The 12,595-nt window shown below is 67.5% G+C and carries 12 protein-coding genes; 5 read left to right on the top strand and 7 right to left on the bottom strand.

From position 1 onward, the window contains the following. Window positions 1-602: 602 nt before the first annotated feature. The gene (coaA, locus tag OHA40_RS20840; protein ID WP_330228570.1) at window positions 603-1,535 is read left to right on the top strand and encodes a type I pantothenate kinase; all 933 of its coding nucleotides are present in this window, start codon (window positions 603-605) and stop codon (window positions 1,533-1,535) included. A 6-nt stretch (window positions 1,536-1,541) separates the two neighbouring features. On the opposite strand, the gene OHA40_RS20835 is transcribed toward coaA, so the two are convergent. Together OHA40_RS20835 and OHA40_RS20830 are read right to left on the bottom strand one after the other, a co-directional pair. Further along, complete coding sequence (locus OHA40_RS20835; RefSeq protein WP_330228569.1) at window positions 1,542-2,132, bottom strand: hypothetical protein; 591 nt, start codon at window positions 2,130-2,132, stop codon at window positions 1,542-1,544. Between the two features lie 52 nt (window positions 2,133-2,184). After that, window positions 2,185-2,964 (bottom strand): isoprenyl transferase, encoded by a 780-nt coding sequence (locus OHA40_RS20830; protein ID WP_330228568.1) that lies wholly within the window; start codon window positions 2,962-2,964, stop codon window positions 2,185-2,187. A 124-nt stretch (window positions 2,965-3,088) separates the two neighbouring features. Between OHA40_RS20830 and trhA the strand changes: the two genes are divergently transcribed. Both trhA and OHA40_RS20820 read left to right on the top strand, forming a co-directional pair. Then, complete coding sequence (gene trhA, locus OHA40_RS20825; RefSeq protein ID WP_442943776.1) at window positions 3,089-3,808, top strand: PAQR family membrane homeostasis protein TrhA; 720 nt, start codon at window positions 3,089-3,091, stop codon at window positions 3,806-3,808. A 327-nt stretch (window positions 3,809-4,135) separates the two neighbouring features. Next, entirely contained in the window at window positions 4,136-5,839 is a 1,704-nt protein-coding gene (locus OHA40_RS20820; RefSeq protein ID WP_330228567.1) for an adenylate/guanylate cyclase domain-containing protein, read from the top strand. A gap of 171 nt (window positions 5,840-6,010) precedes the next feature. On the opposite strand, the gene OHA40_RS20815 is transcribed toward OHA40_RS20820, so the two are convergent. After that, on the bottom strand, window positions 6,011-6,763 hold the full coding sequence (locus OHA40_RS20815; RefSeq protein WP_330228566.1) for a hypothetical protein: 753 nt from the start codon (window positions 6,761-6,763) through the stop codon (window positions 6,011-6,013). Between the two features lie 330 nt (window positions 6,764-7,093). Here OHA40_RS20815 and OHA40_RS20810 point away from each other — a divergent pair, with 330 nt between their 5' ends. After that, complete coding sequence (locus OHA40_RS20810) at window positions 7,094-7,414, top strand: helix-turn-helix transcriptional regulator (RefSeq protein ID WP_330228565.1); 321 nt, start codon at window positions 7,094-7,096, stop codon at window positions 7,412-7,414. A gap of 12 nt (window positions 7,415-7,426) precedes the next feature. Here OHA40_RS20810 and OHA40_RS20805 read toward each other — a convergent pair whose 3' ends face one another. Further along, complete coding sequence (locus tag OHA40_RS20805; protein ID WP_330228564.1) at window positions 7,427-9,478, bottom strand: thioredoxin domain-containing protein; 2,052 nt, start codon at window positions 9,476-9,478, stop codon at window positions 7,427-7,429. A gap of 148 nt (window positions 9,479-9,626) precedes the next feature. Between OHA40_RS20805 and OHA40_RS20800 the strand changes: the two genes are divergently transcribed. Then, entirely contained in the window at window positions 9,627-9,833 is a 207-nt protein-coding gene (locus OHA40_RS20800; RefSeq protein WP_330234300.1) for a GyrI-like domain-containing protein, read from the top strand. Window positions 9,834-9,982: 149 nt separating this feature from the next. On the opposite strand, the gene OHA40_RS20795 is transcribed toward OHA40_RS20800, so the two are convergent. The 3 genes from OHA40_RS20795 to OHA40_RS20785 all read right to left on the bottom strand — a co-directional run bounded on the left by OHA40_RS20795 (window position 9,983) and on the right by OHA40_RS20785 (window position 12,529). Next, entirely contained in the window at window positions 9,983-10,621 is a 639-nt protein-coding gene (locus OHA40_RS20795) for a hypothetical protein (protein ID WP_330228563.1), read from the bottom strand. 441 nt (window positions 10,622-11,062) lie between these two features. Then, a complete protein-coding gene (locus OHA40_RS20790) occupies window positions 11,063-11,515 on the bottom strand; it encodes a hypothetical protein (RefSeq protein ID WP_330228562.1) in 453 nt (150 codons plus the stop codon). 237 nt (window positions 11,516-11,752) lie between these two features. Next, window positions 11,753-12,529, bottom strand: a complete 777-nt coding sequence (locus OHA40_RS20785) for a TIGR03086 family metal-binding protein (protein WP_330228561.1) — start codon at window positions 12,527-12,529, stop codon at window positions 11,753-11,755. Between the last annotated feature and the right edge of the window lie 66 nt (window positions 12,530-12,595).

The raw sequence follows: 12,595 nt of genomic DNA, 5'->3' as shown, positions 1-12,595 counted from the left end.
CGCCCCGTTCCGGCCATCGGACCACGCACACCCCTTCTGGTCGGATCGGGTGCACCTGCCACGGAACGGTTCGGACCGCGCGGGATGTTTTGAGGAGTCGGAAACAGGTGTAATGCAACCCACATCGATCAATTCCGCGAATGACTCCACGCACGTCTGAGGCAGCATTTCCCGGCCGTCTTCAACGATTCGAGAGAGGGATTTCGCTGGAGCGGCGTAGGCTTTATTTTCCGACGCATCCCGAGTAATTGATTTCGCCCGCACAGTGGAGCGAAAAACTACTTTCTCCGAAGTCCGGGAGACCTCACGCAACCGCTCGGTGGCCTGGTCTCGCCGGGCAACGAACGCCACTCGCCCCGCTGGACGTCGAGCACTACGGGCACCGCAGCCATGCCGATCCGGTCGATGAGATGTGCGGAGTGTCAGGCGGTTCGCAGTGGGCTCCCACCCGGTCATCGACTCGGTTACCGACGGGTAGTGGACCCCACTCGTACTGCCATCGCGACACAGAGCAGAATTCGGCTATGCGGCGACAGCTAGACCGAATCTCACCGGATCCGCGCGGCAACTGTGCGTGTTTGCCGAAGTGGAGTGTCGGGTAAGTGGCACGGATGAGCGAGCCGAGTCCCTACGTGGAATTCGACCGGAAACAGTGGCGAACCCTGCGTAAGTCGACTCCCCTGGTACTGACCGAGGAAGAACTGATCGGCCTGCGTGGCCTCGGGGAACAGATCGATCTCGAGGAAGTCGCGGAGGTCTATCTCCCGCTCGCTCGTCTCATCCATCTGCAAGTGGCCGCACGCCAGCGCCTATTCGCCGCGACCGCGACCTTTCTCGGCGAAACCCATCCGGACCAGCAGGTACCGTTCGTGATCGGCGTCGCGGGCAGCGTCGCGGTGGGCAAGTCGACCACCGCCCGCGTGCTCCAGGCGCTGCTGGCCCGCTGGGATCACCACCCCCGCGTCGACCTGGTCACCACCGACGGATTCCTCTATCCCACCGCGGAACTCACCCGGCGCGGCATCATGCACCGCAAGGGTTTCCCGGAGAGCTACGACCGCCGTAAGCTGCTGCGATTCGTCACCGAGGTGAAATCCGGCGCGGCGGAGGTCTGCGCACCGGTGTATTCGCACATCTCCTACGACATCGTGCCGGGGAAGCTGCACTGTGTACGGCAGCCCGACATTCTGATCGTGGAAGGCCTGAACGTGCTGCAGACCGGTCCCCGGCTGATGGTCTCGGACCTGTTCGACTTCTCGATCTACGTCGATGCGCGTATCGAGGATATCGAGAAGTGGTACGTGCAACGGTTTCTCACGCTGCGCGAGACCGCGTTCGCCGATCCGAACGCGCATTTCCACCACTACTCCGGATTCACCGACGACCAGGCGACCGCCGCCGCGCAGGAGATCTGGAACAACACCAACCGTCCCAATCTGGTGGAGAACATTCTGCCCAGCCGGCCACGCGCGACTCTGGTGTTGCGCAAGGACGCCGACCACAGCATCAATCGGCTGCGCTTGCGTAAATTGTGATTTCGATTACAACTTCCACGCTTCATCGAGACGCTCGGCGACATCGATATCGCGGGCCGCGGCAATGTGCGGTCTGCGGATCTCGGTAGCGACATAGCGGGCGACGAATCGTCTCACCTCGTGATCGACGCTGGCGAGGATGCGCACCAACTGGCCGCGCTTCGTGGCGGCGGCGACATTGACGTGCACATCGACCGGACGCGGCTCGGCGATATCGATCACCACCCGTAACGGCGCGGCGGTGCGCACCGTCAGGTGCAGATGAACGGTCCCCTCGACGTGGAACCGATGCCGATCCACGGCCAGGTCCAGCAGCAGGTCGAGGTCCAGCGGGATGATCAGCTCGAACGAGATCGCCTCGCCGCCGAGGCGGCGCAGCCGCGACCGCCCGAGCTGGACCTCCGCGGTCACTTTCGCCAATCGCCCCGGGCCGACGCCGATCGGACCGAGATCGAAGGCAGCGCCGGTCAGCTGACCGAACGCGCCGGATATGCGTTCTTCGGAGGCGGCGAACTCCAGGAAGCGCCTACCGAACTCCGCGTAGCCGATGAAATCGCCCGGACCCTGCTGCGCCTTCCCGTCGGGCCGCGCACTCATGGCGCCGCGCGGTATGCGAGAAGAGCGGCGGATCCGCCGCGCCGAGATCGAATCAGACGCCGAAGCGGCGATGGCGTGCGGCGTAGTCGCGCAACGCCCGCAGAAAATCCACCCGCCGGAACTCCGGCCAATACGCCTCGGTGAACCATATTTCCGAGTATGCGCTCTGCCACAGCAGGAACCCGGACAATCGCTGCTCGCCGGAGGTGCGGATGACCAGGTCGGGGTCGGGCTGCCCGGAGGTGTAGAGATGCTGGCCGATCGCGTTCACGGTGATCGACTGGACCAGATCCTCGCCCGTCTCCCCCGCGGCGATCTCCTGGCGGACCAGCGAGCGCACCGCGTCGGTGATCTCCTGCCGCCCGCCGTAGCCGACCGCCACGTTGACATGCACCCCATTCCGCCCTTCGGTGCGTTCGGCCGCGGTACGCAGCCGCTTGGCGATGAGCTCGGGGAAGCCGTCGAGCGTGCCGACGATCCGCACGCTCCAGTTCTGCTCCGGCGCCGACAGTTCCTCGACCACGTCGGTGATCACCTCGAACAGCGTCTCCAGCTCGTCCGGATCGCGCTGCAGGTTCTCGGTGGACAGCAGGTAGACGGTCACCATCTCGATGCCCTCGGCCTCGCACCAGCCGACGAGTTCGGCGATCTTCAGCGCGCCGACCCGATGACCGTGGGTGACGTCGGTAAAACCGTTCTCCCGCGCCCAGCGGCGATTGCCGTCACACATCACCGCGACGTGCCGGGGATGTTGTTTGCCGGCCAGCTGCTGGGACAGCCGGGCCTCGTAGATGCGATACGGCAGACCCCGCACTCGACTCGGAAGTTCCACGCGGGCAACCCTACGCCTCACCGACACGATCTCGGCATCGACCGCGATACGCCGGTACAGTGGCTTGGAGCTCCAAGCTACGGTTCCGTAGGTTACTCACGGGTTCAGCTAGGCGGAGGTACTCATGTCGGAATCGGTCGGCGCCGCCGACGCGGCACTGGTCACAGCGGGCCCCCACTCGGCGGGCGAAGCGCTCGCGGAGGCGCTGGTCAAACCGCGCATGCGCGGCTGGATCCATACCTGGGCCGTCGGCATCGCGGCGATCGCGGCCGTGGTGCTGACCGCCACGGCCGCCACGATCTCGGCGACCGCGGGATGGTCGACGCTGATCTACGGGGTCACCGTGTGCGGGCTGTTCGGCATCAGCGCGGTCTACCACCGGGTGACCTGGCCGACCGCACGTGCCCGCATCCGGATGAAGCGGGCCGACCACTCGATGATCTTCCTGTTCATCGCGGGCAGCTATACGCCGTTCGCCCTGCTCGGCCTGCCCGGACGCACCGGGCAGACATTGCTGGCCGTGGTCTGGGCGGGGGCGCTGGCCGGAGTGGCGCTGAAGTTGCTGTGGCCGACCGCGCCGCGCTGGGTCGGGGTTCCGCTGTACCTGCTGCTCGGCTGGGCGATCGTGCCGGTTGCCGGGCAACTGAACGGCCAGATCGGCATCGCGCCGTTGATCCTGCTGCTGATCGGCGGCCTGTTCTACAGCGGAGGCGCGATCCTCTACGCGACCAAATGGCCGAACCCGTGGCCGACCGTCTTCGGTCACCACGAGTTCTTCCATGCGGCCACGGTGCTCGCCGCGCTCACCCACTACGCCGCGGTCTGGCTCGTCGTCCTGCGCTGAGCGCAATACAGTCGGCGGGGAGATCCGACGAACGGGGCGCGATGGCACGGCAGATGATGGGAGGCGCAGCGCTCGGCTGCCGGTGCTCGTCGGCGTGGCGGCCGGATTCGGCGTCTCCGACAAGATCATGGGGAAACCGCCTGTGCCGGTCGCACTGGTTCTATGCTGCTCGTTCGTGTTCTTCGTCGCTGCCTTCCGCGGCATCGCCCCGCCGGAGCGGGCAGTCGTGATGAGCGCGCCCTGCACCGGGGCGGCGCTCGGTAGTGCCGAACGTTTCCGCCTGGTGCCGCCCATGGACGCCGCCGGGCTATCGACGGTGTCCGGAACGTGCACACGGATCACGGGATGCTGGGCGGCGAGACCACGCGTGACGCGGCTATCCGGGCTGCGAACCCGATGATCTCGAAGTTCGTCCTCTGGGCGCTCAAGGCGCGGGGTGGGCTGGCCGTGGTGGTCACCACCGCCAACCTCAGCGGTCTCGCGGTGATCGTCACCCAGCTGTGGCTGAACGGGTTCCTCGGCAGGCTCGGCACGGACTGGCTGCGCGCGCTGGTATTCGTCGGCATCTATCCGGCGGTGGGATTCCTGGCCGGCGTCGTTCTCGCGGTGCGTGACCGCAAACGCTATTTCGGCTGGCTCGACGCCGGGCGAAAACCGACCGAAGCGGAGGCACGTCTCCTGCTGCGGCTGCCGATCGCGATCAGCATGCGGGCGCTCGCGCTGTGGATTCCCGGGGTGATCGTCGCGTCGGCGATCTTCGCGCACCTGAGCCCGGAGAACGACCCCGGCGTGACGACGGCACTGTTCACGATCGGCGCGTTCGAGTCGGCGGCGGTCACCTTCCTCATCGTGGACCGGCTGATCCGGCCGACCATTCCGGTGGTCGCCGGGATTCTCGGCTGGACGATGCACTACAGCTCGTCGGTTCTCGTCCGGGTCGTGGTGACCTGGGCGGTGGCGGCGGCGCTTCCGCTGCTCATGCTGATCGTCGTGCTGGCCGACCCGGCCGCCGCCGCCCCCGATCGGGTCCGGACCGCCATCTACCTCTCCGCGGTCGGCCTCGGTGTCGGGGCGCTGGCCACCGCCTTCCTCGCGCGTGCCGTCGCCGCCCCGATGCGCACCCTGCGCCGGGCGCTGGACCGGATCACCCAGGGCGATCTGGACGTCCGGGTACCGGTCGGCAGCACCAGCGAGATCGGCAGGTTGGAACACTCGGTCAACGAGCTGGCCGCGAACCTGCGCGAGCGGCAGCGGATGCGGGAGGTGTTCGGCAGGCACGTCGGGGCGGAGGTGGCCGAGCGCGCGCTCGCGCGCGGTGTGGATCTCACCGGTGACGTGCGGGAGGTCTCGGCGCTGTTCGTCGACGTGACCGGGTCGGTGGAGCTGTCCACCGGACTGCCGCCGCAGGAGTTCGTCGCCAAGCTCAACCGGCTGCTCGCGCTCGTCGTCGCCGCGACCGAGGAGAACAACGGGCTGGTCAACAAGTTCGAGGGCGACGCGGCGCTGTGCGTCTTCGGGGCACCGATGGCCCTGCGCGACAACGCGACTCCGGCCCTGCGCGCCGCGCGCCGCATCCGCGACGAGGTGCTCGCCACCCGCGAACTGGACATCGGCATCGGCGTGGCGCGGGGCCCGGTCTTCGCCGGTGATGTCGGCTCCGACACCCGGCTGGAGTTCACGGTGATCGGCGACGCGGTCAACGAAGCCGCCCGCCTCACCACCGCGGCCAAAACGGTGCCGCGGCGAATCCTGGTGAGCGAAGCGGTGATCGAAGCCGCCGCGGACCACGAACGCACCAAATGGACCTTCTACGACACCATTGTGCTGCGTGGCATGAAGGACCCGACGGCCTGCTGGACCGACATCGACGGCCCTGATATGCCGACCGACTCCACCGCGACCCGCGCCGACCAACCCGACAGCGGCAACCCGTCCGATACCGATCCGGTCATCGAAATCCACACCGCCGCAGCCGAACCCGACGAGGTCCGGACGCCGAACACCGAGCTGGACACCCCACCCCGGCGATAGCGGCGCCAACCGTCGCCTGTCTCGTCAGGCGCGCAGTCATCAGAAGCAGACAACCCGACGGCCGAGGGCGATCACCCAGACGTCAGAACTCGCAGCCGGGCCTCCGGATGCTGGTCCACACGAGCGGCGGCACACCGGAATCGAACGCGCGCTCCGCCGATACCAGACTGTTCATTCGCGCTGCGGAGCCAATTGCTCCGAGGCTCCCGATCTGTGGATGGCGATGCGCGACAGCAGGCGGATAGAGGTGGGCGGATGGTCGTGTATCCATTGGGCGAGCGCTGTGACGGCCGAGGCGAGTGAGGTGGCGCTGGCGAGCAGGGCCCAGGGTGTGAGTCCCGCGGTGTCGTACGAGATTTGCCGGATTCCCGGTATGACGAGGCTGCCATTGCCGAAAGCCCAGCTCACCACCATTCCAGCTTGTCCACCCAGGTCTGAGGTGCGTGCGAGCATGGCTCGCAGCTCCGGGCTTTTGCTGTTCATATAGAGCACAGTGAGGATGACCAGAGCCGCGGCGATCACCGGGGCGATCGTCGCCACCCGGGACAGGACTTCGGTGCGATGCCGGAGATTCGCCACCACCGTGCAGACGGTGACGGCGATCGCGGCCGCGGCGAGTATCGCGAAGGCACCGGTGATACGCGCGGCGGGCGGCGGCGATGACGACCAGATGTTCAGCAGGGACGTGGTCGCGGTCATCCGGCCGAAGGCGTTGACGCTGGCCTTCCCGTCGGAGCCGGAAGCGGTCAGCCACGGCCGGAACAGCAGGATCAGCGTGACGATGCTGCCCGCTGCGGCGCTCAGGTAGCCCCAGTAGCCGTTCAGCCTCGACAGGCGTACCCGGAACTCGGCCAGCTGTCCGAGTGCCGCGCTCGGCACTGGATCGGATCGAATGTCCTTGACCGACCAGGGAGTTGGCTGCACCGTCGCTCCGAATCAGGGGTAGGTCGGCGTCGAGCCGAGGCGGACATGGTGATTCCCCTGCTGCGGGCCGTTCGTGCCGGCTTTCGCGTTGGCTGGCATGCGCGCGAACCCGGCCGAGGCGTCGTCGCTGTCGTCGGCCACAGTCCGCAAAAGCAGGGGCTGGACCGACACTAAGAGGCGCAGTACGTCCGCAGAATGGTTGCGATCAGCGCGATCTTGAATCCTGGACCGGACCACTCGGCCTCGAGCTTGGTACCAGCAAGCCATTCCGCGGGCCGAGGCACTGTACGAGATCTACATGAAGGAAAGAGCCGAGGAGGAACGCGAGACATGAGCAGCTTCAGCAGGTGGGATAGGGAAGCCTATCGCAAGCGGGTCGGCGAGGACGAGGCTGCTCGGCGACGCGGTGCAATCATGGCCGAGCAGTGGGGATACCAACTTGCCGAGGAGCGGAAGCGACTGAACTTCACGCAGGCAGGACTCGCGGAAATCATGGGCGTAAGCCCCGGTCGGGTCTCGCAGATCGAACGTGGCGAGGTTGCCACCGTGGACGCCATCGCAGCCTATGTTTCCGCACTCGGTGGCAGACTCGAGTTGCTTGCCGATATCGGCGGCCATCTGCTTCGGATGCCGACCAACCCAGCCGCATAGAAGTAGAGTTGGCTAATTCCGCTGGAGTGCCATGCGCAGCTGGTCCGGGGTCGAGACCGGGAGGTCGCACACCGAACCGCGGCAGACGTAGGCCGCGGCGGCGTTGCGGACCAGGGGGCGATCGGCCAGGAGCGGGACAGCGTTGGGGGCGGCGGCCAGGACGACCGAGCCGCCAGGGGCAGCCAGACGGGCTGCGGTGAGCAATTCCATTGGGGGCGAGGCGGATTCGGTGGCGATCGCGACCTGGAGGGGCCCGCGCAGGGCGGCCTCGGCGACGGCCAGCCACTGGCCGGCCGAACGCGGAGCACGCGCCAGGACGATCGCGCCACGCTCGAGCGTGCGATCGGCGAGTTCGCGGTAGCGCTCGGCGCGTTCCGGGTCGCTCGCGGCCGCGGCGGTGAGCAGCGCCTCGGCCAGCGCGGAGGCGCCCGCGGGCGTGGCGCCATCGATCGGGTCGCGCGGACGGGTGACGAGCGTTTCGGCGTAGTCGGCGGTGTCGAACCAGCCGCCGGGCTGGTCGGGGTCGGCGAAGTGCGCGATCGCCGTGTCCAGCAACCGCTGTGCGTCTTCCAGCCAGCCGAGTTCACCGGTGGCCTGATGCAGTGCGAGCAGCCCCGTGACCAGCCACGCGTAGTCCTCCAGGATGCCCGGCGCCGCGCCGACGACACCGCCCAGCGACGCCCGCCGCAGCCGCCCGTCCACTACGTGCTCGGCGAGCAGGAAGCGCGCGCACCGGATGGCGGCGGCCACCCACTCCGGCGCGTCCAGCGCGCCCGCGGCTTCGGCGAGCGCGGTGATCGCCATCCCGTTCCACGCGGTCACCACTTTGTCGTCGCGCTCCGGCTGCGGACGGCGGTCGCGCGCCGCGATCAGCGTCGCTCGAATGCGTTCCAGGCGGGCGTCGTCCTCCGCGCCGGTCGGCTCGGTGTACCTGGTCAGCACGGAGGTGCCCTGTTCGAAGTTCCCCGCGGTGGTGACGCCGAAGAATCCGGCGGCCCACGCCCCGTCGATCGAACCGAGCGCACCAGCCAGTTCGGCAGGGGTCCACACATAGGTCGCGCCTTCGACGCCCGGTTTGCCGGGCTCCAGGTGCGTATCGGCATCCAGCGCCGAGGCGAAACCGCCCTGCGCGGTACCCAAGTCGTCGAGCAGGAACCGCACGGTCTCGCGCGTGACCCGGTGCGACAACGATTCCGGCAGCGCCGACGTGCTGCGCCGCGCCAGATGCGCGTAAGCCCGCAGCAGCTGCGCGTTGTCGTAGAGCATCTTCTCGAAGTGCGGCACCACCCACGCGGCATCGACCGAATACCGTGCGAATCCACCGCGCAGCTGGTCGTAGATGCCGCCGCGCGCCATCGCCTCGGTGGTGCGCGCGACCACGTCGAACACGGCGGGCTCGCCGGTCCGCTCCCAGTACCGCAGCAGACCCTCCAGCAGCGCGGAGGGCGGGAACTTCGGCGCGCCCCCGAAACCACCGTGCTTGTCGTCCTCGTCGCGCAGCACGGCGGCGACGGCGTGGCCGAGCAGCTCGGCCGTGATGGTCAGCTCCGCATCGGGCAGCCCCGCCGTCTGCGCCCGCAGCGCCTCGGCCACCTGCGCGGACGCTTGGTCCACCTCGTCGCGGCGCGTGCGCCAGGTGTCGGTGATCGCGGTCAGCAACTGGGTGAACGATGGCATGCCGCCGCGCGGGAGTTTCGGATAGTAGGTGCCGCAGTAGAACGGTTCGCCGTCCGGGGTGAGGAAGCAGGTCATCGGCCAGCCGCCCTGACCGGTCATCGCGACCGTGGCGTTCATGTACACCGCGTCGAGGTCGGGCCGCTCTTCCCGGTCCACCTTCACACAGACGAAGTTCTCGTTCATCTGCTCGGCGGTCGCCGCGTCCTCGAACGACTCGTGCGCCATCACGTGACACCAGTGGCAGGACGCGTACCCGACCGAGAGCAGGATCGGCACATCTCGCTCGCGCGCTTCGGCCAGCGCCTCGGCATCCCACTCCCGCCAGTGCACCGGGTTGTCCGCGTGCTGGCGCAGGTACGGAGACGTCGCCATTCCGAGCCGGTTCATGGCTCCACCGTACGACCCTTCCCGGCGCCGTGCGGGGACCAACTCCTTGACTCTCCGGTGACGGGAGACAACAGGGTCGAATCATGAAGGTTGATCTGGTCCGAGTGGACGAGCACTACTACGGAGCCGACACGCAGCCCGCGAGCGGATCACCGAGGGCGACGCGATCCAGGCACTGCACATCGGACCGTACGCGACCGAGCCGGAAACGCTGGCCCGCATGGACGCACTCATGACGGACGAAGGGTGGACCCACAACGGACGCCACCACGAGCTCTACCTGTCCGACCCGCGCCGGTCACCAGGCCCGGCCGCCAAGACGATCCTGCGCCAGCCGGTTCGCCGGACGAGGTAGCGCCAGCCGACCTTTCAGGCGGCTCCGGTAACACCGCGTGCGCGGCTTGCCCGTATCACCTTGCGCACCAACTTGTTTCGAGGGAATCTACTGGCAGGTTCTCGACGCCCTGCCGTGGCATCGCTACACAGACATCGAGAAAGCCGAGGTCAGCTGTTCGGATATGGCGGCTGGCCGGACGATGGGGCCGGATAACCGGGAGGTGGGGCCGTTGGATATCCGAAAGGCTGGGGAGGTTGGTGGCCGTACTGCGAGTAGGAGGGCTGACCATATGGCGGTGCAGGCTGGTGGCCGTACATCGGAACTGATTGACGACGGGCCGCGATCCACCGGCCGGTCGGGCTGAGGGCGGCGAGGACAAGGGTCGCCAGTGTCAGCACGCCGAGGATGATCGGCAGCAGGCCGAAAAGTCCTACCATCGCGAGCCCGACAGCCATGTTGATCAGACTCAGCGCGCTGCCGACGATCACCAGAACTCGGCCGACAGTCAATCGGCACAGCAGCAGAACGCCGCCCAGAATGAGCAGGAAAGCCACAAATCCGGCCACCGCCACGCTGATCAGCGAAAGACCTGCCAGAGTGCCGAAGGTCGTCCCCATCGACACGAGACCGAACACCTCCCAGCCACCACCCAGCAAGGCAAGCAGTCCCGCCGCGATTCCGGTGCCACCACCCGCCGAAGATCGGGGCGGCTGGTAGCCGGGCCCCGGCAGGTGGGGATGAGCGGGCGGATAGCTGCCCGGTGCGGCACCGGGCCAGCCGTGCTGGTAGTTCATATCGGCAGTCATTCCTCCTCGGTCGCGGCGGGCCATACCGTACCTGAGGTCGGCGCGCCTTTCGTTGCGGCATTGGATAGATGCCCGGTCGCCGGGCCAGCTACACCTGCCGCGGCCCGAATTCGGATTCCCGACGGCCGGTGCGCCCGCGAGCCCGAGCGGGAGGCCGAGCCGTCGCGGGTACTGTCGGGAATCGAAGAATGCTCGAATTCAGTGGCGGCACCGAAAATTTGGAGCACATGCGGTCGCTGGCACAGACTGCGAGCGGTCCGCCGCGTCGTACCGTCCGGAGATCGTTCAGCTAACGTCGGCAACTGGCTGTCCACCCGCCGCAAGCAATACCGCATCGGGAGCCTCGATCCCGCCCGGGCCGCCCAGCTGGAAGCACTCGGCGTGCACCGTGCGCCACCACGGCGAGGCAAATGGCGCGCTCGGTCGCGGCTACGACGTCCCTCAGATCGCGGCGAGAGCGACTGCCGCGACCCACAGCTCCAGCATGATCGCCTCCTGGTCCGGGCGGCCTTCGTCGGCCGGGCGGAAGGTCACCACCGGGTCCGCGTCCGGCTGGTCCAGGAACTGTAGGGCCGTCCACATGTTGCCCCGCGCGTCGGCGGTCCACGCGGCCATCGCTTCGGCCGATTCGCCGTCGCGTTCGGCCAGTATTTCGTCGCGGTAGCCGAAACCCCATAACGTCGCACGAGGGGCACGCGAGAAGGTCAGTGTCGCCAAGTCTTGAATCGGCGGTTCGTCCGTCGGCGGTATCGGCTGCATCATGACACCGACCTGATCCAGCCCCATCAGGGTCAGGCCGAAGAACATGGAAGCCGAATCCGCATACAGGTCGAGCAATCTCGCCGTCAGGATTCGTATCTGCTCATCTGAGGGATAGAGAATCGTTCTCGGCATTCGTCGGGGCGCCTTTCAGCAGGTGTGTGGCAGGTCCCGCCCCTCCGGGCGCTCGTGACTGCCGGCGCTCCCCGCGCTCGGGGAGACCGCTTCACTGTCGCGGCGGGCGAATGGTCGGCTCGGTCAAACCCTGGCAATACTTTGGCACGCTGGCGCATCGGCTCGAGGTTCGGGGTAGATCTCGGGACCAGGCGGGGGCGACGGTGAGCCCGGCCCTCGTGGATTCGCAGGTGCGGACTACGGCGTCCGGGCCAACATCTCGCGGCCGACGTAGGCCAAGAGTCGACGGTGCGCCGGTTCTTCCTCGGCGACAATGACTTCCGGCCCGAAAGCACCCCGCGCCCGGAAGGAATCGATGCCGCCCATCGCGCGCATGGTCGCGAGCAATTCGCCGCAGAGCTCGTCGTCGGCAAGATCCGTCCGGTCGATGGCCACCGCGATGTCGACACCGTGGACGAGAACTTCGGTCAGATGCACCAGTGCCGCCGCGGGGCCCGGCAGTTCACCCAGCGAAATGCCCACCGTGCCATCCAGCGCGTCCGGCCGGTGCCACGCGGCGCGATCGACCTCCGCCGCCGCGGCGTAGGCGCCCTGCGGGTCACCGCCCAGCCAATCGGAATCGTGTTCGGCGCCCGCATCTGTACCGCTCAGCGCAGCCGCGAAGATGTGCATGCCGCCCACGGTGTGGTTGAGGACGGCCCGCACATCCCAGTCCCGGCACGGCGTAGGCGCGGCCAGGCCCGCCTCTTCCACGGCGGCGACGATCGCTCCGGTCGCATCGAGTGCACGGTCGATCTGTCCGATCACGTTGTCCATGATGTTCCTTCGGTCGAGCGGTTTGGCTGAATTGGTAACACAGGACACCGACCGACGTGCGGTATTGCGAACACCATATTGCGCAAAATGGTTGCCAGCAGGACGCTTCCGCGCGACGGCGAAAATAACTAGCTGCGTGGGAGCCGAGAAAAACAATACGCGGCAACCGAATTCGGGCTCGCAAACGATCTCCCACATCCAGCGGTGACAACGGGTGCACCACAACTCCCATTGCACCTCCCGCTGCGAAATCGGCGGGCGCTT

This window comes from Nocardia sp. NBC_00508 (assembly GCF_036346875.1).
Lineage (GTDB): Bacteria > Actinomycetota > Actinomycetes > Mycobacteriales > Mycobacteriaceae > Nocardia.
The sequence above is the reverse complement of the archived record's forward strand: the minus strand, read 5'-3'. Positions and strand labels throughout refer to the sequence as shown.